Raw genomic sequence first — 21,939 nt, 5'->3', positions numbered from 1 at the left:
CCAATCACGAAGGTCTGGCGGCAGGAGCATCGGGGTGTTGCGGTCAATGTTGACGAATTGGGCGCTCATAATGTCTGGATTCTACCAGCGCGACGCGGCGATGAACAGGGAAAGTCCGACAGTCTCTAGAGCCTACGACATCTCCAATCTCCTACGATAGATGGGGGTTGGCGTGACGCTTACTGTAGATCCGCATCGCCTGACTTGCCTCCTGAAGCACGGCGCAGGGCGTGCGACCCTGTAAACAGGGCTTGGGATGATGGTTGAGTTCCTGGGCGGCGGCGCTGCTGCAGGCCAGGAGATCCTCGGCCCCCGCATACCGCTCACCCAGCAGTTCCTTCATCTCCCTCTGCCCATACTCGATCCCCCCGTTGTACGCCGGGTACCGCGGAGGCGAGTCCAGCGGGATGATCAGGTGCTTGGCCATGACAGCCTGCACCGCCTCGTCCCGCAGGTTCCCGCCCCGATCTCTTTTGAGGATCAGCGGCGCGCCGTGGAGTCCGATCAACCGCTCCAGATGCTCCGCCACCTGATGGCCGTACACGCTGGACGCAACAACCGGCTCGTACTTGTACCGCGACGCCAGGTCCTGCATCTGGTGCAGCTTCATCGGCCCGATCTGGGCTCCGTCCATCGCCCAGGCCATCCCCGGCACGTGCCAGGTGATACGCCGCAGCTTCGCCAGCCTCCGGGCATTCACCAACCGACGCTCCTCTCTCACGATCCCCTGTAACTGCCGCCGCGATATCTCCTGCTTGTGAGCCTGGGAGAGCGCCGGTGTCCCGAAGCTGCGATGGCGCCGGTGCTCCATCTGCCGCACCTCTTCCATCAGCGATTCCATATCCAACTGCACTTCCTTTTTAGGGCCCGGCGTCTGCACGGACGGCTGCTGGTTCCGGAGACGGCTTCTCCACCGGTTAAAACTCGACCGGCAGAGGGGGGCCGCCCCCCAGCACCCGGCGGTACGACCAACCCGTCTGCTCCCGAACTTGTTCGACCGTTTTCACCAACGTCTCGACCGCCTCATTTTTTTTGCGCCGCGTTTTCCGCTTGCTTCAACTCGGCCCGGATATGCTCCACTTGCTCACGCACCCGCTCCTGGGCTTCCAACTCCGACAAGCGCTTCTGCATCTGCTCCCTCTGCGGATCCGGAGGCTTGGATGGACGGCCCCCCGTCTTCCCTTGAAGCGCCTCCACCATCCCCGAGAGCGCACGCCGCTCCCACTGGTAAAAGCGCGGGGTTGGAAAAATTCACGCCCTACACCTTCCGGCATTACTTTTGCAGTAGAGCAACAGAAAGTGGCTCAAACCCTCAGGCTATCAAGAAGATGATTGGGCATACCCCGTCATCCCGAGTGCTGGAAAAACACTACCAGCACCTGTCCCAGCCGTTCATCGATGTGGAAGTGGCCAAAATCAAAATCGTGTAGGCTCCCTACCGTCTGGCCCGAGTACGTCCCCAAGTCCATGGCCCCAGCGCCGGAAGCCCTACCACGCCTTCTCTACGGCCTTCAGGTCCAAAGGGGCATCCAAGAGGCGGCTTCTGGAGGAAAAATGGCCGGGATGGCTTCCTGGGCGAGAAAAATGCCTGTTGGAGCCCCGCCACCCACGGCCCAGCATCCTTACAGTTGCGGCGTGGAAAGAGCTTTGAAAATTCCATGACGGCGCGACTCGTAAAGCCGCCTTTGGCCCCCTGCCCCTGCACCATCCTGCAAAAACCTTTTGGCCCCGTATTGGCCCCGTGGCTTTTTTGACAGAAAAACATCCCTGTCGGCGGGTCATGGCTTCAAGGGGCGAAACAGCAAGAAAAGCCCTGTAAAATAAGGCTGAAATGAATGGCGGGAAAAATGAAAAAGGTGGCCAGAGACGGGATCGAACCGTCGACACACGGATTTTCAGTCCGTTGCTCTACCAGCTGAGCTATCTGGCCCCGCGCGAGAGTGGGATAGTAGGCTTTTTCCGCTCGATGTCAACGCTCCGGGCTTTTATGCTCGCAGCCATGAATCCCTGCCCGTTTTGCGAGGTGGCGCCGGAACGGATCATGGCCGAGGACGGCCCGTGTCTCGCGCTGTCCGACCGCTACCCGGTGTCGCGGGGCCACCAGTTGATCGTGCCGCGCCGCCACGTCGCCTCGTTCCGCGACCTGACGGACGAGGAATGGCAAGCTGTGCTCCGCCTGGCCCGCTTGCTCGCCAAGCGGATGCAGGAGGAAGATCCGTCGATTCAAGGATTTAATCTTGGCATCAACGACGGGGCGGCGGCGGGCCAGTCCGTTTTCCACGTGCACGTGCACCTGATCCCCCGCCGTTCGGGCGACGTGCGCCGCCCGCGCGGAGGCGTCCGGGGCGTCATCCCGGATAAGCAGGACTATCCCTGATCAGTCCAGGAACCGGCCCGGGCGTTCGCCGGTGGGCGATCCGCCGGCGAGGACCGGAACGCCGTTGACCAGCAGCGCTTCGATCCCGCGCGCGAGCTGGTGCGGCTGCTCGTAGGTGGCCGCGTCCCCCACCCCGTCCGGATCGAAGACGACGATATCCGCCTTCTTGCCCACCGCGATTTCTCCGCGGTCCTTGAGGTTGAACTGGCGCGCCGGCAGGGATGTCATTTTACGGATGGCCTCGGGCAGGCCGACGGTCCGACCATCGAGCGCGGCCCGCAGGAATCGAGGGAAAGTGCCATAGGCCCTCGGATGCGGATGATCGTGGCTCAACGGGCCGGTCGGCGCGCGCAGGGAGGCGTCGGACCCGATCATGACGTACGGTTCGGCAAGAATGCGCCGCATGTTCTCCTCGCTCATGCCGAAAAAGATCCCCGACGTGTGAAGCTCGTCCGTGTCCACCAGGTACAGGGCGGCGTCCACCGGCTCGAGGCCGAGTTCGCGCGCGGCCTCGGGCATGGGCCGGCCCTTGAAACGGGCGTTGTCCGGGTGGCGGGTCGAGCCGATGCGCAGGTCGGCCCAGTAGGCCGCATCGCGGGAATTGGCCACATCCGCACGAATGCGGGCGCGGAGCGCGGGATCGCGCAGGCGCTTGAGCACCTCGTCGCGCCCGCCGCCGGAGGCCCAGGCGGGGAGGATGACGTCCAGGTCCGTGCAGGACGCGGTGTACGGATAGCGGTCGGCGGCCACGTCCAGCCCGGCGGCCCGCGCCGCGCGTACCCGGTCCAGCGCGGCATCGATTTTCCCCCAGTGGGCCCGGCCGGAGGTCTTGAGGTGGGACACCTCCACGCGGACGCCCGTCGCCCGACCTATCCCGATCGTCTCGTCCAGCGCCTCCAGCAGCCGCCCGCCCTCGCTGCGCATGTGCGAGGTATAGATTCCGCCCCACCCGGCGACCACGCGGGCCAGCTCGACGATTTCTTCCGGCGCGGCGAACATCCCGGGCGAGTAGATCAGCCCGGTGCTCAACCCCGCCCCGCCCTCGTCCAACGACCGGGCCAGCAGGTCCTTCATCGCCCGTAGTTCATCCGGGGTCGCCGGCCGCTCGATGTAGCCCATGACGGAGGCCCGGAGCGCGCTGTGCCCGATGAGCAGGACGACATTGACCGCGGGTTTCACCTGTTCCAGCAGCGCCCGGTATTCCGCCACGGTGCCCCACGATCCCGGGTACGGCATCGCGCGCCAGTCGGACGGCATGAGGTAGCGGCCCAGGCGCGGCGCGGCCGACGCGCCGCAGTTCCCGACGACCTCGGTGGTGACGCCCTGGAACACTTTACTCGGGGCGGAAGGCTCGATGAGCAGGTAGGCATCGGAATGCGAATGGACGTCGATAAAGCCGGGACAGACGCACCCATTCGAGGCGGATATCACGCGCACGGCTTCCGCCCCGGCGAGGTCGCCGACGGCCTCGATGCGGTCGCCCTTTACGCCCACGTCGGCCCGGCGCTCGGCGGAGCCTGTTCCGTCAAGGAGGACACCGCCACGGATGAGCAGGTCCAGGGTCATGGTTCTTTCTCTGGCCGCGGGATGTCCAAGGCGGCCATCATGCGCTTCAGTTCGGACTCGTCAGGACGGGCGGCGGCGGCGACGCGCAGTCGCTCCAGGGCCTCTTCCCTCCGGCCCGTGGCCGCCAGCGCCCGGGCCAGTTGAAGGATCGCGCGGGTATCGTTCGGCATCTCCTGCAGAACCTTTTCCAGCCCGGGAATCGCTTCCCGGAAGCGGCCCGTTTCCAGATAGGTCATCGCCAGGTTGTGAAGGTACTGGATGCTCTCCGGCTTGAGACGCCACGCCTCCCGGTAATGAAAGATCGCCTCCTCGTAGCGGCCCCTCTGCGCCAGCATGTTGGCGGCGGAATTGTGGGCCTCGTGGCTGCCCGGCACTTTGCGCACCGTGTCCAGCCAAAGGTCCAGCGAATCCCGATAGACGGCGTTGCGCCGGCTCGTCATCGCCCCAAGGCCCAGCGATGCCGCCAGGACCAGGATCAAGAAGGCCGAGAGCGAAACATCGCGACGACGGGCTCTCATGCCTATCCGGCACAACCCCGCCGCGGCCAGGGCCGACAGCGCGGCCAGGGGGGCATACATGCGATGCTCCGCGACCGGTTGCCCCCAGATGGGGATCAGGGTCGAAGACGGAGCCAGCAGGCCGAAAAAGACGGCCCCCGCGAAGCCGGCGCGGGGATACTTAAACAAAGCCCACAGCGAAGTGATGACCACAGCCAGCAGGAACAAGGCCTGCGGCCAGACCATGCGCCAATCCGTGACCAGGCCGGCGCCGTAGTAGAAAACCAAGGGATCCGGCCAGAAGGCCAACCGGAGCATCCTCGCCAGCGCCCAGCACTGGGTCAGCGCATAGTGCCACCGCGCGTCCCCCGGGACAGCGCCCGGCAAGAAATGCGGAGAATGAAGCCACTGGCGATGGATCGGCCACCACGCGGTGAGCCACAGCAGGCCATGCACCAGGCCCCGTCGCCGGAAAACCTCGCGCCAGGAATCGGCCAGAAACAACCGGTCGAAGACCAGCGCGAGCAACGGCGCCACCAGCATGTTTTCCTTGCTGCCCATCCCCAGCAGGCAGGCGATCACGGCCGCGGCCTGCCATTTCCATCGGCCGGCCGGAGCCGCGTCCGCCGCGCGCATCAGGCTGTAGAACAGCGCGAGGATGAACAACGTCACGAGCAGTTCCCCGCGTTGGCTCAAGTAGTTCATCGCCGCCGTGTTCAACGGATGCGCCACCCACAGGAGGGCCGCCGCGAACGACGCCACGCCGGCGGCATCGGGAAAGAACGGACGCAGCCACGCGGGAAAGCCATCGGGATCCATCCAGGGCGACGGGCACGAGCGCCGTCTCATCAGGCGGCCCAACAGAAGGAACAGCATGAAGCCCGACAAGACGTGAAGGGTCACGTTGGTGCGGCGGTAGCCGGCGACGCCCGTCCCCGAGTGCGCGTAGTCCCAGGCCATGGTCAAATTGAGGACCGGCCGCGTGTAAAAAGAAATGGGGCCCGGCGGCGGCGCCAAGGCCGCACTTAATGGCCAAAGGCGGCGGATGCCGGGATTGGCCGCGATGTTGCCGTGATCATCCAGAAGCAACGGTCCCTGGAGGCTGTTGGCGTACACGAGAACGCCGACCAGCAAGAGCATCACGGCGGGAAGCCACGACAAAATGGACTTAGGGGAACCGGATCGCTCTGGCGGATCAGGAAGCATGTTCAGTCGGCGAGGCGCTTTCCGGAGCCTTGGCGGACGGAACGCCAAGCAGCGCGATCACTTCCTGCTGGACATGCTCGAGTTCGTCCAGCCGCAGGCCGGGATCAGGGACCACAAAGGTCTCCCCGGTACTCCGGTGCTCGTAGAAGCGCACCTTCATGCCGTCCTCGCGTGTTTTCACGTCGCGCTCGACGAGGATCCGCCGCCGCTCGAGCATCACGGCGAGGATATAGATGGCATTCCGGCGGGACGGGTCCTCGGTCTCCATGAACTGCCGCAGCATGGATTCCGCGGTCTCGCGCTGGATGGCTTCCGGCGGCGGGGGGGCCGGCATACGGTAGGCGCTCTTCCACGAACTCAACGACGGCGTCTTCTGCGCCTCGGGCCAGCAGCCCGCGCAGCAGTCGTCCCGCTGGTAACCTTCCGCCCCGAAGGTCAGCCGGGAATAAATGGCTTCCCGGTCGGCAAAGCTTTTCCCGCACGAGGCGCACGCCGCAGCCGGCATTTTAATGTTCCATTCCTGCTGGTTCATGCCCCTCCCCCGATCGCATTATTTCCGGGCGGCCACCTTTTATAAAAGGTGACCGATGAAAAACAACACGGCCCGATTAGCAAATATCACATCATTCTTATTATCAATAAGTAACACATACTTATACCCGGACACATTTTATAAAACATGGCCTAACGTTTTGCACCATCAGGAGGGGAATCCGCCCCGGCCCGCCCGGCCATTTTCTCCGCCCATTCGCTTCCAGGATAGCGGGCGCCCAGTTCCTCCAGCGCCTTCCGTTGCTCGCCGGGACGGCCGGCTTTCTCGAACGCGGCGGCGGCCTCGAAGAGGCTGTGCGGCGCCAGGTCGGGATCGTCGAAGAGCACGGCGACGCTCATGTAATACCGCGCGGCGTCCTCCCACTGCCCGCGGGCAGCGGCGGCCCGGCCCAGCCCGAAGTAGCTGCGGGCGCGCAGGGGCATGGACTCCGGCGCCGTGGCGCGCTCGGCGGCCTGCTGGTAGGCCGTCCCCGCCAGCGCCGCATCGCCGGCCGCCAGGCGCAGATCTCCGAGGCGCAGGGCGGCCTCCGCGGACTCCTGTGTCCGCGCGTCCTGGTCCAGCGCCCGCGCGTAGGCCTCGAGGGCGCGGTCCTGCTCCCCCGCGGCCTCCCGGCTGCGGCCGACCCAGTACCAGCCGATCTGCTTCCAGTCCGGCGTGCCGGCCTGGTCCACCAGAGCCTGCGCCGCCTTCAGGGCGTCCGCCGGCGCCTCGTGCCGCAACTGGAGATCCGCGAGCCATTCCAGCATCGCGGGCGGCATGTCGCGGCGGACCGGGGTGTCCAACAGCGTCTGGAGCATCGCCGCCGATTCGTCCTCGCGGCCCTGCTTCTGCAGCAGCGTCGCCAGCCGGAACTTGAGCCTGGGTAACTCGGTCTCCGCCGGCTTCCGGGCCAGCGCGTCGCGCACCGCTTCCTCGGCCTTGTCCAGCTTGCCCGCCTGCTCGTGCAGGATCGACAACGCGACCAGGGCGTCCACCGCGCGATCGGTCTTCGAGTAATCCTTCAGCAGCCGCTCGAGCGTCCGGCGCGCGTCGCTCTCCCTCCCGAGTTGGATCTGCGCGACGGCGACCTGGTAGAGCGCCACGTCGGCCTGTCGGTAATCCGGGTGCTTGTCCAGCAGCGCGGTCCAGTCGCGCAGGGCCTCGTCGTGCCGATTCAGGCGGGCATGGCAGTACCCGGCGGTGAAGAGCGCATCCGGGACCAGCGGGTGCCGCGGGTATTTATCCGCGATCTTCCGGCAGGCCGCCGCGGCGGCGTCGAAGTCGCCCGCCGCCTGCTGAAGCTCCGCCCGGCGATACAGCGCCTGCGCCGCGCGCCCGCTCTCCGGGAATTTCTCCCCCAGCGCCTTGAACTGTTCCAGGGCCTCCGCCGAGCGGTTCAGCGCGGCATACGATTCCGCCAGGAGCCAGCCGCGATCCTCCTCGACCGCGGGCGCCGGATCGAGACCCGCCAACTGCTCGATAACTTTCTCGAATTGCCCGCGCCGGAAAACGATGAGCGCCTTTTCATAGGAGGCCGCCGCGCGCCGCCCCCCCCCGGGAAACTGCGCGAGGAGTTCGTCATAGGCCGCGAGGGCCAGGTCGGTCCGCTGCAGCTGGCGCAGGGCATTGGCCTTGATGTACAACCAGTCCTCCCGGCCGGCCGCCTCCCCCGCCGCCATGCGCTCCTCGGCCAGCTTGAGCGCGGCCGTGTTCTTGCCGGACTGCAGGAACGCCCACGCGATCTGGAGCCGCGCCTCGGGCACGCGCCGGTCGTCGGGATACTTCTCCAGAAGCTGCTCGTAGGCCTTCGCGCTCTCCTCGAAATCGCCCGCCTTGAACGCGTGCTCGGCCCACTGGAAGAGCGCCTCGGCCCCGGCGCGCGGCGTCGCGGGCTGCTCCGCGGCCCGGCGATACAGCTCGCGGACCTCCGCGGCGGGCCTCCCGTTCCGCTGGCCCAGGTCGGCCAGCGCATGGCAGGCGTAGCCGTAAAACGGCGACTTCGGATACTTATCGATCACCGTCTTCAGATGCTGCTCCGCCTCGCCGGCCTGGCCCAGCTTGTCGAGACTCGTGCCGAGAAAGTACTCCGCCGAGGCGGCCACGTCGGCCGGCGGGCCGGCCTCGAGCAGAGCACGCAGCAGGTTGATGCCGTCCAGGTGCTGGCCCGCCGAGATGAACAGCTCGGCGCGCCGGAATTCGGCCAGGAACCGGTGCGGGCTCTGCGGGAAATCCGCGAGGATCCGCTTGTAATACCGCTCGGCCATTTCCTTCCGGCCCAGCTGGCGGTGGCACTCGCCGGCGCGGAACAGCGCGGTGTCGAGCGGCACGCCCGGCGGCTCGTCGCGGATGACCAGCAGGTACTCCTTCACCGCGAGGTCGTACATGCCCCGCACGTAGAGCCCGTCCGCAAACTGCATGCGGTCGGCGACAGGCGGGTTGGTCTGCGCCCCGGCCGCGAGGGCGGCGAGGAAGCCTAAACCCGTCAGAAGCTTCGCGGAAAAACGCATGGTCCGGTCAGGGGGCCGCCGGGCTCTCCGGCAGGCTGGTGGCGAAGGAGATGTTCCAGATGTCGGCCTTGCGGCAAAGGTCCAGGACGCGCACAACGTGCTCGTAGGCGACAGCCTTGTCCGCCCGCAGCACGACCGGCTGGCCGGGGAACAGCGAGGCCAGCCGCTTGAGCATCGCGCCGAGCGCGGCGTCGTCGAGGTCCTGGCTATTCACCACCGCGCCGCCGGAGGGGAGGATGTTGACGATGATCTCGCCCGGCAGTCGCTGCGGCATCTGCCCGGTCTCCGCCGTGGGCAGGGTGATGTCGATCTCCGTCTCCCACTGCGCGAAGATCTGTGTGGTGACGAAGAAGCACAGGAGCAGGAAGATCACGTCCATCATCGGCGCGAGGGGGAACGCGCCGGACTCCTGCCGGATCGCGGGCCGGAAATTCATGGCGCGCGCCCCAGCAGGTGGGTCAGCAGGTCGGTCGAGGCCATTTCCAGGCGGGCGACGAGCGCCGAGGCCCGGTTGCGGAAGTAGGCGAAGAAGATCATCGCCGGGATCGCGACGATGAGTCCCGCGACGGTGGTGATCAGGGCCAGCGACACGCCGCCCGCGAGCAGCATCGGCTTGGCCTTGGCCAGGTCGAGCGCGACCGCGTTGAAGGCCTGAAGCATGCCGACCACGGTGCCGAGCAGGCCGATCATGGGCGCGATCACCGCGATGTCCATCAGGTACTGGACCTGGTTCTGGATGCGGGTTGCCTGGCGGATGCCCTCGCCGACCATGATCTCCTTGAGCATGTCGGGCTGGACCGGCTTGGCATCGGCGACGTAGTCCAGCGCGGCGGCGGTCACGGCGGCCAGCGGCGAGGGCCGGCCGTCGCAGAGGCCGCGGGCCTCGTCCGCGTGGCCCTGCCGGATCAGCTCGAAGACCTTCTGCAGCCAGCGGCGCGGGGCCACGGCCTCGGCGCGCAGGACAAGCAGGAAGTAAAGCACCAGCGCGAGGCCGAGCACGGACAGCGCCGCCAGCGGGTACATGGGCCAGCCGCCCGCCTTGAAGATCTCCACCAGGTTCATGCCCTGGTTCGAAGCCGCCGGGGCCGCCGCCCCGGCCTGGGCGAAAGCCTGCCCGGCCGAACCCGCCAGCACCACCCCCCACCAACCCGTGCGATTCCGCATAAACACGTCCTCTCTTTCAGGAATAGACTGCCCGGCCAGTGTAAAAAGGCCGGGCGGATTGTCAAGGAAGAGGGGCGGCGGCGGTTACTCGAATCGCCGGATATAGCCGAGTTCCGTCAGTTTTTTCTGACCGGCGCGCGACCGGATGTAGTCGATGAACGCCTTGGCCTCTTTCGACTCGCGGCCCCGGACGGTGTAGAGGTGCAGTTGGCGGGCATACGGATAGGTGCCGTCGTTGATCGAGCCGACACTGGGCTTCACCTTGCCGATGCCGACGGAGCGGATCCCGTCGCGGCGCGCGACGGCCATGTCCGCGTAGCCGATGCCGGCCGGGTCGGCGGCGACGGCGTCGGCAATGGCCATGTAGTTGTCGAACATCTTCACGCGGCCGGCGTACGGCTTGTCGGCCATGGCCAACTCGCGGAACCCGAGGTGCGTGCCGGAGACGGGATCGCGGATGTACAGGTTCACCGGCGCGTCGGGACCGCCGATCTCCTTCCAGTTCTTCGTCTGGCCGGTGAACAGGCTGCGCACCTGGCGCGTGGTCAGGTTCTTCAGCGGATTGTCGGGATGGACGATCACGGCGACGCCGTAGTAGCCGATCGTGTAGTTCCGGAGCGCCAGCTTGCGCTTCGCGGCCAGGCGCCGCTCGTCCGCGTTCACCGAGCGCGAGGACGAGGCGATGTCGCATTCGCCTGCGAGCAGCGCGGCGAAGCCGGAGCCGCTGCCCTTGGATTCCAGGGCGATCTCGATGTCCGGGCGGCTCTTCCGGAACTCCGCGATCAGCGCGGGGCCCAGCTCCTCGCCGAACGTGTTGGACCCTTTGATGGAAACCTTTTTCGGCTCCGCCGCCCCGGCGGCCCCCGCCAGCGCCAGCGCGCATCCCGCGATCCACAACCCTCTTTTCATGAGCCACGCTCCTTTCGTCCCCTAGCCCGCCACGATCCGCCGCCGGCGCTGCTTCCGGGTGACCATCCACATCGTGAAGCCGCCGAGCACGCCGAACCCCGCCATGATGACGTACCAGAAGGTGTAGCCGTACTGCTCCTTCGTCGCGTCCAGCACGCGGCCGGTGACGGCCAGCGAGATCGCGCCGCCGTAGTACTGGAACGAGTCGATCACGCCCGCCGCGAACCCGGCCATCTTCTTGCCGCCGATGTCCATCGGCGCGGCCGATCCCACGACCGAGTGCGTGGAATTGGCCGTGAAGGAAATGAGCACGAGGAACATACAGCCCAGGAAAATGCCCCACGGGGTCGGCCCGACGGCCCCGCTCAAGAGCACCAGCGCGGCCGCGCTGATCACCACCGCCTCCAGGAAATAGAGCACCATGGCCACCGGGGAGCGATGCCCCTTGAAAAACCGGTCCGACACCCAGCCGGACAGGAACGAGCCCACCACGGCCACCATCGGCATGAGCGAGAGCGTGAGCTTGGCGGCCGCCGGGATTTCGGTCTTCATGTCGAAACCGAGCTCGTCCTGGAAGTAGAGGATGGCGATCTGGTCCGAGCTCTGGCGGACGGCGCCGGTGCAGGCATAGGCCACAGCGTAATACCAGACCAGCGGGTGCGTGAAGATCGTCTTGAAGGATTCCTTGAGGGATACCAGCACGCCCGCGGAATTGTCGATCTCATCCTTGATCACACCGGGAAAGCCGGCATCCTCCGGTGTCTGCTTCGCGGCCAGCGCCACGAAGATGGCGCAGGCGGCGGTGAACAGCGGCGGGATCCGGAACAGCCACCGCCACTCGCCCTCGTTGACCACCAGCAGGGTGCCGATCATGAACCCGGCGAGGATGATCGGGGCCAGCTGGCTGATGGCCACCTGGCCGAGCTGGATCATGAAGCCGAAGATACCGGCGAAGGTGCCGCGCTCGCGGCGGGCAAACCAGGCCGCGTTGATCTTCACCATGCCCGGCGCGCCGAAGGACTGCATGTAGCCGTTGACCAGCCAGATCAGCGAGAAGGTGGCGAACGAACCGACGAACGAGCCGAAGCCGAAGAACAGGTTCAGCAGGATCGTGCCGACGGCGCCGATCAGCATGGAGCGCTTGCCGCCGATGCGGTCCGAGAGCAGGCCGTTAATGAGCTGCCCCGTCCCGTACGCCAGGGACCAGATGGCCAGCATGTCGCCGATCTGGGTCTTGGTGAAGCTGAACTCCTCCACCATGCCCGGGGTGGCGAACCGGAAGTTGTACCGGCACATGTAGTACGAGGCGTACAGCAGGCCCAGCGAAACCCAGTTCAGGCCGCGCCGCGCGCGAAACCCCTCCGGGTGCTTCAGTCTCCCGCCGCTATCCTGGCCGGTCGCGCTTTCCATGGGCTGTTCTCCTGGCCGGGTTTCGGCCCCGGCATGGCCTGATGTATACGCCGTCGGCGGCTCCGTTTAAAGCGCCTTCTTCAGGTCCAGCCGCTCCGCCATCCGCCGCGCGGCAATCTCCGCGCCGCCCGCCGACAACCCGTCCGCGGGCTCCGGCTCGCGCACGATCGCGGCCAGCGCCTCTTCCAGGTCGCCCGCGTAGAGCCGCTCCGCCGGGAGCCGCCGGTGTTTCAGGAACTTCTTCACGCCGGTCTCGAGGACCGGGTACTCGCGGAAATCCGTGCGGTCGACGTAGACCAGCGGCTTGCGGTTGACCGCGCACTCGGAGACCAGTCCGAAGCCCGGCTTGGACACAACCACGTCCACCGAGGCCAGCACGTCCGAGAAACGGACCCGCTCCCGGTCCACGGCGCGCACGTTGCGGCGCGCCCACTCCAGGGGCTTGACGGTGAAGAATTCATAGGCCTCGAGCCGCTCCACGCGGTCCAGCGCGCGGTCGTCCCACTCCAGCGACGTGAAGGAGAGCAGCACCCAGGTCCGGTCCGCGCGCGCGCCGGTCCACGCGGCCAGCTCCTCCCGCCGGGCGCGGCCGGGCTCGGCGACCAGCGGGAGATCCTCGATGCAACGGAATGCCGCCATCGGCTCGTGGAACGGGAGGCGCAGCAGCCGATCGGCCTGCGCGTACCCCTCCCGGAACGCCGCCACCACTTCCGCCCAGCGCGGGTCGCGCGGGATGAACTCCTCGTAGATCCAGTCCCAGGCGAAGTTGCCGACGGCAAGGGCCGGCCGGCCGGCCCGCTTCGCCGCCTCGAGCGGCAGCGCGGGGATGTCGGCGACGACCAGCCCGATCTCCCGCTCGTGGATGAACCGGGCCTCGCGCTCGATGAACTCCGCCCGCCGCCGGCACAGGTCCCGCACGCGCTCCAGCGTCGCGGGCACGTCCACGCGCACGGAGTCGAGTTGGACCATGCCGACGTCGAACGAGCCCTGCCGGATTTCCGCCGGCGCGCCCGCCAGCCGGTTGCGCAGGAACGCCCCGGGCAGGTCGCTGACAATGATGACGGGAACGCCGGGATACGTCCGTATAAAAGCGCGCAGGATATCGCACGACCGCACCCCGTGGCCGTAGCCGTGGGCGCTGATGTAATACGCAAGGCCGGGTTTCATGGTCGGCCCCAGCATAATCCTTTCCCGCGGCGGGACAAGCGTCGGGACCGCTTGGTTTTCCCGCCGGGCCCTGCTATTCTAAAACTCACGAGGGAGGTGGCCCATGTCCAAGGACAAGAAAGGCGGGGACCAACAGAAGGACGACGCGCCGCGCAAGAAGCTCAAGCGGAAGATTTACGAGGGCGAGTTGCGCAAGCTCCAGATCGAGCTCGTGAAGCTCCAGGAATGGATCAAGCACAAGGGGCTCCGCGTCGTCGTGCTGTTCGAGGGCCGCGACGCGGCCGGCAAGGGCGGCGCGATCAAGCGGGTCACCGAGTCGCTGAACCCCCGCATCTGCCGCGTCGTCGCCCTCGGCACGCCCACCGAGCGCGAGAAGACGCAATGGTACTTCCAGCGCTACGTCGCCCACCTGCCCGCCGCCGGCGAAATGGTCCTCTTCGACCGCAGCTGGTACAACCGCGCCGGCGTCGAGCGCGTGATGGGGTTCTGCACGGAGGCGGAGTACGAGGAGTTCCTCCGGTCGTGCCCGGAGTTCGAGCGCATGCTCATCCGCTCGGGGATCATCCTGATCAAGTACTGGTTCTCGGTCAGCGACGCCGAGCAGGAGCGCCGGTTCCAGGACCGCATCCACGACACGACCAAGCGCTGGAAGTTGAGCCCGATGGACCTGCAGTCCCGCGCGCGCTGGGTGGACTACTCGAAGGCCAAGGACGAGATGTTCAAGTACACGGACATCAAGCAGGCGCCGTGGTACGTGGTCGAGGCCGACGACAAGCGGCGGGCCCGGCTCAACTGCATCCATCACCTGCTCTCGCTCATCCCCTTCAAGGACCTGACGCCCGAGAAGCTCAAGCTGCCGCGCCGCCAGCCGGACCCCGGCTACGAGCGGCCGCCGATCACGGACCAGACGTTTGTGCCGGAAGTGTACTGATCTACGTAGCCCCCTGTCGGCTTGCCCGGCAGGGGCGAAAGGCGGAGAACCACGGCGCCGCACGCAGGATCCCCGCCTTGTTCACCGGCGAGACAAGCTCGCCGGGGTCCCGGATTCAGGGATAGCGCGCTCGGCCCCACCGCCGCGCGCGGCGCGCGCGGAACGCCGCCAGCCGGGCGGGATCGCAGAACGGGCGCACCAGCAGCGCCCCGGCCGCGAACCCGCCGACGTGCGCCCAGAACGCCACGCCGCCGTGCCCCCGGTCGAACGCGCCCGCAACCAGCTGCAGCAGGAACCAGTAGCCCAGCATGAAGAACGCCGGGACCACCACGCGGCTCGCGTAGAAGCCGATCCAGACCAGCAGGTGCACGGGCGCGTGCGGATACAGGACCAGGTAGGCCCCCATCACCCCGCCGATCGCCCCGGACGCGCCGACCATCGGCACCAGGCTCGACGGTCCTGACAGCACTTGCGCCGCCACCGCCGCGACCCCGCAGAGGAGGTAGAAGACCACGAAGCGGACCGGCCCCATCGCGTCCTCCACGTTGTCGCCGAAGACCAGGAGGAACCACATGTTGCCGATGAGGTGCATCCAGCTCCCGTGCATGAACATGGAGGTCAGCACGCTCCATCCGTTCGGCGCGCCGTCCAGCACCGCCACCAGGCCCGGCCCGGCCGGCACCTCGGTCCCCGGCCGCACCCGGCCCAGCAACTCGCCGGGGATCAGCCCGAAACGCCAGACGGACTCGCTCAAGCCGGGATCGATGCCCAGCCGCTGCACGAAGACCCACGCCAGGGCGTTGACCGCGACGATCGCCAGCGTGGCCACCGACGCGCGCAGCGTGGGATTGTCGTCCCGGAGCGGAAACATGCCTTCACGTTAGCGCGGCGGCCCGGCGCGCTCAAGGGCGAAGCGGATTTTGTGGGCAACCGCCCGGCGAACGGGCATACTGAATAAAGGACGGCGGACGGCCGTTGAATCATGCGTATGTTCACCATTCCAGGCCAGCCTCGGTATCGGCGGACGGCGTTCCCGCTCTTTTTCCGCCTGGGGCTGCTCTTTTCCTGTCAACCGGGCGCGGCTCCCGGCCGTATGGAAGAGCAGGACGGTGAAGGCGCCGCCATGGACCCTACGGATGAGACGCTGATGCAAGCCTACCGGCAAGGCGATGAGACAGCCCTGGCCCGGCTGGTGCGGCGTCATTCCGGCCCCTTGCTGGGCTACCTTACCCGCATGAGCTCGAATCCCCACCAGGCCGAGGACCTCTTCCAGGAAACCTTCGTCCGCGTCCACCGCCACGCCGAGAACTTCCGGCCCGACGGCCGGTTCAAGCCGTGGCTCTATACCATCGCCACCCGCCTGGCCGTGGACGAGTTGCGCCGCCGGAAGCGCACGCCCATCCTGCTCTCCATGGACGAACAGACCGAGGAGCATCATTCCCTTGCCGACCGCCTGGCGGACCCGGCCGCCGGGCCCGCCGATTGCGCCGCGGCCGCCGATCTCCGCGCGCGCGTGCGCGGCGCCGTGGAGCGGTTGAGCCCCGCCCAGCGCGCGATCCTGTCGCTCACCTACTTCGAGGGCTTCACCTACCCCGAGGCGGCCCGCGCCCTGGGCCGCTCGCTCGGCACGATCAAGAAGCAGATGTCCCGCGCGCTCCGGACCCTGGCGCGCGCGCTACCCGACCTGGCGCCGGGCCATGCCGCGGGAGGCGCCGCATGAACCACCACCTGAAAGAACAGCAGATCCTGGACTACCTCTTCGGGCTGGCCGAACCCGCGGAGAGCGCCCGGACCGAGCAGCACCTCGCCGGATGCGGCGACTGCCGGAAACACGCGGAACTCCTGCGGCGGCGCTTCGCGACGCTGGAGTCCCTGCGCGAAACCGAGGCCGCGTCCGAGCGGCTGATCGCCGATACCCTGCGCCGCGTCCGGGTGGACCGGCCCGCGCGCGAGACGCGCTTCCCCGCGTTCGGCTGGATCGCCGCCGCGGCGGCCGCCGTGTTGCTGGCCGTGTTCGTCGTCGCGCCGAGGCTTGGCCGAGAGCCGGCGATGGAACTGGCCCGGAGCGAGACAGTTCCCGCCCCGGCGGACGGCGGCACGGCCGGAGCTTCTCTCCCGCCCGCTCCGGAACCCGTCGCCGCGCCGCCCCCAGCCGCGGTTCCGCCTCCGTCGGAATTCGCGGGCGGCGCACTACTGGCAGACAGCGTCCCGATGATCGCCGGCGAGCTCGCGGACCGCGACAAGAGCCTCCGCGAGGCGGACGAGATCCTTTCCGATGCGGCGGGCCAGCCCGCCGCGCCGATGCTGGCGGCGGCCCGGGCCTTCGCGCCGGAGCGGTCGGCCGGGGCGGACATCAGCGAGCCGCCCGCGCCCAAGTCCTCCGCGCCGGCGGCGGAGAAAAAGCCCGCCCGGCGGCCGCGCAAGCCGCGCCCCGCCGACACGGCGCCCCATACCGCGCGGCTGCCGAAGGGCTGGAGCTTCGACCCGACCAACCAGGTGCGCGTCATGCTGATCCCCCTGAAAAGCAAGGCCGACGGGCTCGTCGCCGCGCCGGAGGAAGGCTTCCGCACCCGGCATTGGCAGGTCCGGGTCCTGAACGACGCCACGAACGCGCAGCTCGTATCGGTCACCCGCGCCTTCGAGCGGCCGGGTTGGAGCCTTCGGCTTTTGAATAACGAAGGCCGAGTGGCCCGCCAATCGGACCTGGAGGCCGTGATCGAAGCCGACGTCTCGGCCGGCGGTTTTCGCGCCGTGCATTGCATGATTTCGGAACCCACAGAGGAGAAATCGCCATGAAAAGCCTGCTTTGTTCCGGTTTGGTGGTGTGCTTGTGCGCCGCGGTTACCGCGGCGGCGAAGTCCGATGCCCCTTCGCAGGGGGCGTTGAGCACCGTTGTCAAGGACGACCAGGGCAAGGAAACCACGATCGACCTGCCGTTGAAGCACACGGAGGTCGAGGCGGAGATCAGCGGGTACATCGCGCGCGTGAAGGTGAAGCAGACGTTCACCAACCCGTGCGACCAGCCGATCGAGGCCGTCTACGTCTTCCCCCTCCCGCAGAACGCCGCCGTCAACGACATGCAGATCCGGATCGGCGAACGGGTGATCCGCGGCCTGATCAAGAAGCGCGAGGAGGCGAAGCAGATCTACGAAAAGGCCAAGCAGGAGGGCAAGACGGCGGCGCTGCTGGAGCAGGAACGGCCCAACATCTTCAGCCAGTCGGTCGCCAACCTCATGCCCGGGAGCGACATCGTGGTGGAAATCACCTACGACGACCTTCTCCCCTATGAGCAGGGCCGGTACGAGTTCGCATTCCCGATGGTCGTCGGTCCGCGATACATCCCCGGCCAGCCGGCCGGAAAACAGGCCGGGGGCTGGGCGGAAGATACAGATAAGGTTCCCGACGCGTCGCGCATCACGCCGCCCGTGTTGAAGCCGGGCGAGCGCAACGGGCACGACATCATGGTCACCGTGAAACTGGACGCCGGCGTGCCGGTCCAGGCCCTCGAGTGCCCGAGCCACGAGATCGTGACCGAGCCGGGGCCCGCGCCGTTCGACGGCCCGGCGACCGTGCGCCTGGCCCCGCGTGACAGGGTGCCGAACAAGGATTTCGTCCTGCGCTACACGGTCGCCGGCGCCGCGCCGCGGACCGGGTTCCTGGCGCACCGGGACGAAAACGGCGGGGCGTTCATGCTGATGTTCCAGCCGCCGGCCCAGCCGGGGCTCGACGTTATCGCGCCCAAGGAGATGGTCTTCGTGCTCGACTGCTCCGGCTCGATGTCCGGCGAGCCGATCTCGCTGGTCAAGAAGGCCGTGCGGCACGCGCTCCAAAACCTGAATCCCGACGACACGTTCCACATCATCCGGTTCTCCGAGTCCGCCTCCTCGTTCTCGTCCGAGCCGGTCAAGGCCACGCCGGCCAATGTCCGCCGCGGCCTGTCGTACGTGAACGGCCTCGAGGGCGAGGGCGGCACGGAGATGCTCGAGGGCATCAAGGCGGCCCTGGACTTCCCGAACCGCGACCACCGCCTGCGCATCGTGTGCTTCATGACCGACGGGTACATCGGCAACGAGAAGGACATCCTCGCCGCCATCCGAACGCGGCTCGGCGACGACACCCGCCTGTTCTCCTTCGGCGTCGGCTCGTCGGTCAACCGCTACCTCCTCGAGCGCATGGCCGAGGTCGGCCGGGGCGAGGTGAAGTACGTCCTGCTCAACGAGAAGCCCGAGGACACGGTGAAGAAGTTCTACGAGCGCATCCGCAACCCGGTCCTCACGCACATCCGCGTGGACTGGGCCGGCCTCGACGTCGAGGACCTCTACCCCGCGCGCATCCCCGACCTGTTCGCGGGCCAGCCGGTCTTCGTCCTCGGGCGGTACAACCGGCCCGGCGCGGCGACGATCCGCATCCACGGGAAAATCAGCGGGGCCCCGGTGACCTACGACCTGCCCGTGGACCTGCCGGAAAGCGCGGACGGCCACGCGGCCGTCGCCTCGCTGTGGGCGCGCTCGCGGATCCGCGAGCTCTCCACCGAGCTTTACGCCGGCGAGGACCCGGACGTGGTCGAGGAGATCACCGCGCTGGCGCTGAAGCACCGGCTGATGTCCGAGTACACATCCTTCGTCGCCGTCGAGGAGAAGGTCGTCAACGAGGACGGCACGCCGGTGACGATCCAGGTGCCCGTCGAGATGCCCGAGGGCGTATCGTACGAGGGGGTCTTCGGCGGCGAACTGGCGTCCATGCCGGGCGGCATGCCCATGGTCGCGCCCGCCACGTCCCGCGGCCGCTGGGCGGGGTTCACGGGCGGCGGGGTCTTCGCGGCGAAAGCCGCGCCACCGGCCGTGGCGCCGCCCGTGGCGATGGACGAGGAACTCGCGGTCGAGCCGCCGCCCGGCGAGCCGATGAAACCCTTCAGCCTGGAACTCCGCATGCCCGCGGCCGGCGGGGAGGACGTGCTGCGCATCACCGAGGGCGGCGAGATATGGCTGGAGCGGGGGGCGGCCGAGCGCGTGCTGCTCGGCCGGCTCTCCCGGGCACAGGCCCGCGAACTGTGGGCGCTGCTCGCCAAGGCGCTGAAGGCGCCGACCGAGAAGACGCCCTGGACCCGCGCCGCCGAACTACGCATCCGGTTGCGGGGCGACGACGGGCAGCCGCAGCCCGAAACACGCGTGGAAACGAGCCAGGCTACGGACTTCCCTCCCTCGCCGTGGAAGGATTTGCTCGATTACGTCGAGGTGCTCCGGGCGGGGTTCTGAACCGCGGCTTGCGGGGACGCTCGCTCCAGAACGCTTTCTATACGATGCAGATAATTTTCTCGCCTGGAGGGCGAGCGTCCCGCGAGCCGTGACCGCCAAGGAGAACCTGCGCAGCATCGCACAGGGTCGGAGATCCTTGCGCGGATTTGGGATCCCCTTCGCTCTCGTCCCTTCATCCTCTTCCATCCGCGTGCATCCGTACTCCGCGGTTTTGTTTCGGATTTCAGGTAGACGTTTCACGCGTGGGGGCCGAGCGGCGGTAGTCCCAGAGGGTGACGAGCAGGTAGACGGCCGCGGGCAGGACGGCGAGCGCGCGGAAGCCGATGCGCATGCCGACGACGATGAAGCACAGCGAGCCGGCCACGGCGGCCACGGCGTTGACGGCCCAGCACCAGGGCAGCAGGCCCGCGTCCAGGCGCGCGGCCCGGGCGAACAGCACGGGGAAGTAGGTGCCCATCAGGAAGAAGCACGGGATCACCAGCAGGGCCGCGACGGCCACGCGGACCGGCAAGGGCCAGGCGAAGCCCAGCAGCCACGCGGCCGGCACGGACGCCAGCCCGATCACGGCGACCGGCAGGAGGCATCGCAACGCCAGGAGCACGGCCCGCGGGAATCGGCGCGTCAACGACGCGGTCGCCAGGGAACCCAGCCCCGTCCCCACCAGGGAGAGCGGCAGCACCACGAACGTGTTGGTCACGGGGTGCTCCAGGAAGAACTCGAGCTTCTGCAAGACGAGCGTCTGCTGCAGCGTGTAGGCGAACCCGATGCCCGTGAACGCCGCCAGGTGCAGCACACCGTCGGCGTGCGACCGCCCCGCGCCCGCCTTTCCCCACCGGCCGCCCCACAGGCACAGGACCAGGCACAGCGCGCCGGACACCGCGAGCAGCGGCATGAGCATGCGCTGGCTCCAGACAAAGAACCGCCTCGTGCTGACGGGCAGTTCCGTGTCGTTGTGCATGAACGGATTGTCGTCGGTGATCAGGATCAGCGAGCGGCCGACCTCGAGATCCCGAACCGGATCCCGCTGCTCCACCTGCTGCAGGCGGGCCTGGATCGCGTCCTTCTCCTCCCCGGTAAACGGCCGGCCCCTGCGCGCGAGGATGACGAAGCGCGCCATGCGGAACTCCGATTGCTGCACGAACACCGCCAGCTGCTCCGGCACGGCGTCGGGCTGCACGGCCCGCAGCGCGTCGAACAGGGCATGCGCGGTCTTGGCGCGCAAGAAGTCCTCCCCGATGTGGTAGACCGCGACGATCCCCTCCCCGTCCACGAGGTCCCAGTAGGTGCGCACGGCGTCCCGGGTCATGAGGTAGCTGTGGGTGAAGATGTGGCCCGAGGACCCGTACAGGGTGGCCAGCGTGATGTAGACCGTGTCGAAGCGGGCGCCCTCCTTCAGCAGCGCCGCCACGGCGGCCCGGCCCTCCCCGACGATCAGGCGCGTGCGCGGGTCGCGGTACGGATTGACCTCCGCCGGCACCTGCGCCTCCATGAACTCCGTGATCAGCCCGTTGATCTCCACGGCGGTCACGTGGTCGGCGCCGAGCGCCAGCGCCTGGGCCACGTCCTTGCCGCCGCCGCTGCCGAGGATCAGCGACCGCTTGCCGCCCGCGTAGCACGGGGCGGCGGTGATGTCCCGGCGGTGCCGCCACGCCAGCGGCTTGTAGCCCTCGAGCAGGACGCTGGTGCCGGCGTTGACGCCGCCGGTCCGGATATGGATGACCTTCTCGCTGGAGGGGACGACGTCGATGCGGGTGAAGGAATTGCTGCGGGAGTAGAGGCTGTCCGGATGGGCCCATCGTTCCAGGACGGGGTAGAGCGCGAAGCCCGCGAGGGCGGCCACGAGGCTCGCGGCCCGGATCCACGCGGCGCGGCGGCCCCCGTGCGTGGCGGGCAGCCAGAGAAAGACCAGCGTGCCGGACATGACGGCGTAGGCGACGAAGTCGCCCCGGAAGTGGCTGATGACGAAGCTGGCCACCGCGCCCAGCGCCGCGCCGATGAGGCTGGCGCCGTACACGACGGACGCACGCTGGGACTGCTCCGCCAGCAGCGCGAAGATCGGGATGGCGGAACAGCACATGACGAGGAAGATCGCCAGGCTTTCCAGGCCCAGCCGCAGGAAGACGGCGGCCAGGGGCGTCAGGGCGTGCGGCGACGAGAAGAACACGAGGCCGGCGAGGAGGACGAGGACGGGCAGCGCCAGGAGGGAGCGTTCCAGCAGGGCCTGGCGGCGGGCGGCCGCGACGTGCGCGATCCAGCCGGCCGCGCCGATGCCCAGCATGGCGATGCCGACCACGGCCACCGAGAAGGTCCCGAAGTCATAGCGCGCCAGCTTGATGAAAAGGATCTCCAGCCCCAGTTGCAGGGCGGAGACGAGACCGACGGTGTAGGTTATTCTTTTCACGGGGGTCCTTTGATAAA

18 protein-coding genes and 1 tRNA gene are annotated in these 21,939 nt (G+C 67.9%); 6 read left to right on the top strand and 13 right to left on the bottom strand.

Going from position 1 to position 21,939, the window contains the following annotated elements:
- Positions 1-151: 151 nt before the first annotated feature.
- Positions 152-841, bottom strand: coding sequence for a hypothetical protein (locus tag KA248_11855; protein MBP7830601.1), 690 nt, complete (start codon positions 839-841; stop codon positions 152-154).
- Positions 842-1,160: 319 nt separating this feature from the next.
- Between KA248_11855 and KA248_11850 the strand changes: the two genes are divergently transcribed.
- Positions 1,161-1,430, top strand: coding sequence for a tyrosine-type recombinase/integrase (locus tag KA248_11850; protein ID MBP7830600.1), 270 nt, complete (start codon positions 1,161-1,163; stop codon positions 1,428-1,430).
- A 427-nt stretch (positions 1,431-1,857) separates the two neighbouring features.
- Here the strand turns inward: KA248_11850 and KA248_11845 are convergent.
- A tRNA-Phe gene (locus KA248_11845) sits at positions 1,858-1,930 on the bottom strand.
- Between the two features lie 69 nt (positions 1,931-1,999).
- On the opposite strand from KA248_11845, the gene KA248_11840 reads away from it, so the two are divergent.
- The gene (locus tag KA248_11840; GenBank protein ID MBP7830599.1) at positions 2,000-2,377 is read left to right on the top strand and encodes an HIT family protein; all 378 of its coding nucleotides are present in this window, start codon (positions 2,000-2,002) and stop codon (positions 2,375-2,377) included.
- Here KA248_11840 and KA248_11835 read toward each other — a convergent pair whose 3' ends face one another.
- The 9 genes from KA248_11835 to KA248_11795 all read right to left on the bottom strand — a co-directional run bounded on the left by KA248_11835 (position 2,378) and on the right by KA248_11795 (position 13,335).
- A complete protein-coding gene (locus tag KA248_11835; protein MBP7830598.1) occupies positions 2,378-3,943 on the bottom strand; it encodes a D-aminoacylase in 1,566 nt (521 codons plus the stop codon). It abuts the gene before it with no gap.
- Positions 3,940-5,583, bottom strand: coding sequence for a tetratricopeptide repeat protein (locus tag KA248_11830; GenBank protein MBP7830597.1), 1,644 nt, complete (start codon positions 5,581-5,583; stop codon positions 3,940-3,942). The genes KA248_11835 and KA248_11830 overlap by 4 nt, the downstream gene beginning before the upstream one ends.
- A gap of 52 nt (positions 5,584-5,635) precedes the next feature.
- Positions 5,636-6,178: a hypothetical protein gene (locus tag KA248_11825; protein MBP7830596.1), complete on the bottom strand. Its 543-nt coding sequence runs from the start codon at positions 6,176-6,178 to the stop codon at positions 5,636-5,638.
- A gap of 152 nt (positions 6,179-6,330) precedes the next feature.
- Positions 6,331-8,685, bottom strand: coding sequence for a tetratricopeptide repeat protein (locus KA248_11820; GenBank protein ID MBP7830595.1), 2,355 nt, complete (start codon positions 8,683-8,685; stop codon positions 6,331-6,333).
- A gap of 7 nt (positions 8,686-8,692) precedes the next feature.
- Entirely contained in the window at positions 8,693-9,121 is a 429-nt protein-coding gene (locus tag KA248_11815; protein ID MBP7830594.1) for a biopolymer transporter ExbD, read from the bottom strand.
- A complete protein-coding gene (locus KA248_11810; GenBank protein ID MBP7830593.1) occupies positions 9,118-9,849 on the bottom strand; it encodes a MotA/TolQ/ExbB proton channel family protein in 732 nt (243 codons plus the stop codon). The genes KA248_11815 and KA248_11810 overlap by 4 nt, the downstream gene beginning before the upstream one ends.
- Positions 9,850-9,933: 84 nt before the next feature.
- Positions 9,934-10,758 (bottom strand): phosphate ABC transporter substrate-binding protein, encoded by an 825-nt coding sequence (locus tag KA248_11805; GenBank protein MBP7830592.1) that lies wholly within the window; start codon positions 10,756-10,758, stop codon positions 9,934-9,936.
- 21 nt (positions 10,759-10,779) lie between these two features.
- The gene (locus KA248_11800; protein MBP7830591.1) at positions 10,780-12,168 is read right to left on the bottom strand and encodes an MFS transporter; all 1,389 of its coding nucleotides are present in this window, start codon (positions 12,166-12,168) and stop codon (positions 10,780-10,782) included.
- A 66-nt stretch (positions 12,169-12,234) separates the two neighbouring features.
- The gene (locus KA248_11795) at positions 12,235-13,335 is read right to left on the bottom strand and encodes a hypothetical protein (protein MBP7830590.1); all 1,101 of its coding nucleotides are present in this window, start codon (positions 13,333-13,335) and stop codon (positions 12,235-12,237) included.
- Positions 13,336-13,438: 103 nt separating this feature from the next.
- Between KA248_11795 and ppk2 the strand changes: the two genes are divergently transcribed.
- The gene (gene ppk2, locus KA248_11790) at positions 13,439-14,266 is read left to right on the top strand and encodes a polyphosphate kinase 2 (protein MBP7830589.1); all 828 of its coding nucleotides are present in this window, start codon (positions 13,439-13,441) and stop codon (positions 14,264-14,266) included.
- A 115-nt stretch (positions 14,267-14,381) separates the two neighbouring features.
- Here the strand turns inward: ppk2 and KA248_11785 are convergent, their stop codons facing one another.
- The gene (locus tag KA248_11785) at positions 14,382-15,137 is read right to left on the bottom strand and encodes a rhomboid family intramembrane serine protease (protein MBP7830588.1); all 756 of its coding nucleotides are present in this window, start codon (positions 15,135-15,137) and stop codon (positions 14,382-14,384) included.
- A gap of 252 nt (positions 15,138-15,389) precedes the next feature.
- Here KA248_11785 and KA248_11780 point away from each other — a divergent pair, with 252 nt between their 5' ends.
- Genes KA248_11780 through KA248_11770 form a run of 3 tightly spaced genes read left to right on the top strand, consistent with a single transcriptional unit; the run spans position 15,390 to position 19,521 of the window.
- On the top strand, positions 15,390-15,986 hold the full coding sequence (locus KA248_11780; GenBank protein ID MBP7830587.1) for a sigma-70 family RNA polymerase sigma factor: 597 nt from the start codon (positions 15,390-15,392) through the stop codon (positions 15,984-15,986).
- The gene (locus tag KA248_11775; GenBank protein ID MBP7830586.1) at positions 15,983-17,062 is read left to right on the top strand and encodes a zf-HC2 domain-containing protein; all 1,080 of its coding nucleotides are present in this window, start codon (positions 15,983-15,985) and stop codon (positions 17,060-17,062) included. The genes KA248_11780 and KA248_11775 overlap by 4 nt, the downstream gene beginning before the upstream one ends.
- Entirely contained in the window at positions 17,059-19,521 is a 2,463-nt protein-coding gene (locus KA248_11770; protein MBP7830585.1) for a VWA domain-containing protein, read from the top strand. Before KA248_11775 ends, KA248_11770 begins: the two co-directional genes overlap by 4 nt.
- Before the next feature lie 223 nt (positions 19,522-19,744).
- On the opposite strand, the gene KA248_11765 is transcribed toward KA248_11770, so the two are convergent.
- Positions 19,745-21,922, bottom strand: a complete 2,178-nt coding sequence (locus KA248_11765; GenBank protein MBP7830584.1) for a hypothetical protein — start codon at positions 21,920-21,922, stop codon at positions 19,745-19,747.
- Between the last annotated feature and the right edge of the window lie 17 nt (positions 21,923-21,939).

It is taken from the genome of Kiritimatiellia bacterium (assembly GCA_018001225.1).
Lineage (GTDB): Bacteria > Verrucomicrobiota > Kiritimatiellia > CAIQIC01 > JAGNIJ01 > JAGNIJ01.
This window is presented reverse-complemented; position numbering and strand designations above follow the sequence as displayed.

Excerpts from the sequence above, each read along its gene's own strand:
- KA248_11855 (MBP7830601.1), bottom strand. The coding sequence starts at position 841 with ATGGAATCGCTGATGGAAGAGGTGCGGCAGATGGAGCACCGGCGCCAT.
- KA248_11850 (MBP7830600.1), top strand. The coding sequence starts at position 1,161 with ATGGACGGCCCCCCGTCTTCCCTTGAAGCGCCTCCACCATCCCCGAGA.
- KA248_11840 (MBP7830599.1), top strand. The coding sequence starts at position 2,000 with ATGAATCCCTGCCCGTTTTGCGAGGTGGCGCCGGAACGGATCATGGCC.
- KA248_11835 (MBP7830598.1), bottom strand. The coding sequence starts at position 3,943 with ATGACCCTGGACCTGCTCATCCGTGGCGGTGTCCTCCTTGACGGAACA.
- KA248_11825 (MBP7830596.1), bottom strand. The coding sequence starts at position 6,178 with ATGAACCAGCAGGAATGGAACATTAAAATGCCGGCTGCGGCGTGCGCC.
- KA248_11820 (MBP7830595.1), bottom strand. The coding sequence starts at position 8,685 with ATGCGTTTTTCCGCGAAGCTTCTGACGGGTTTAGGCTTCCTCGCCGCC.
- KA248_11815 (MBP7830594.1), bottom strand. The coding sequence starts at position 9,121 with ATGAATTTCCGGCCCGCGATCCGGCAGGAGTCCGGCGCGTTCCCCCTC.
- KA248_11810 (MBP7830593.1), bottom strand. The coding sequence starts at position 9,849 with ATGCGGAATCGCACGGGTTGGTGGGGGGTGGTGCTGGCGGGTTCGGCC.
- KA248_11805 (MBP7830592.1), bottom strand. The coding sequence starts at position 10,758 with ATGAAAAGAGGGTTGTGGATCGCGGGATGCGCGCTGGCGCTGGCGGGG.
- KA248_11800 (MBP7830591.1), bottom strand. The coding sequence starts at position 12,168 with ATGGAAAGCGCGACCGGCCAGGATAGCGGCGGGAGACTGAAGCACCCG.
- KA248_11795 (MBP7830590.1), bottom strand. The coding sequence starts at position 13,335 with ATGAAACCCGGCCTTGCGTATTACATCAGCGCCCACGGCTACGGCCAC.
- ppk2 (MBP7830589.1), top strand. The coding sequence starts at position 13,439 with ATGTCCAAGGACAAGAAAGGCGGGGACCAACAGAAGGACGACGCGCCG.
- KA248_11785 (MBP7830588.1), bottom strand. The coding sequence starts at position 15,137 with ATGTTTCCGCTCCGGGACGACAATCCCACGCTGCGCGCGTCGGTGGCC.
- KA248_11780 (MBP7830587.1), top strand. The coding sequence starts at position 15,390 with ATGGACCCTACGGATGAGACGCTGATGCAAGCCTACCGGCAAGGCGAT.
- KA248_11775 (MBP7830586.1), top strand. The coding sequence starts at position 15,983 with ATGAACCACCACCTGAAAGAACAGCAGATCCTGGACTACCTCTTCGGG.
- KA248_11770 (MBP7830585.1), top strand. The coding sequence starts at position 17,059 with ATGAAAAGCCTGCTTTGTTCCGGTTTGGTGGTGTGCTTGTGCGCCGCG.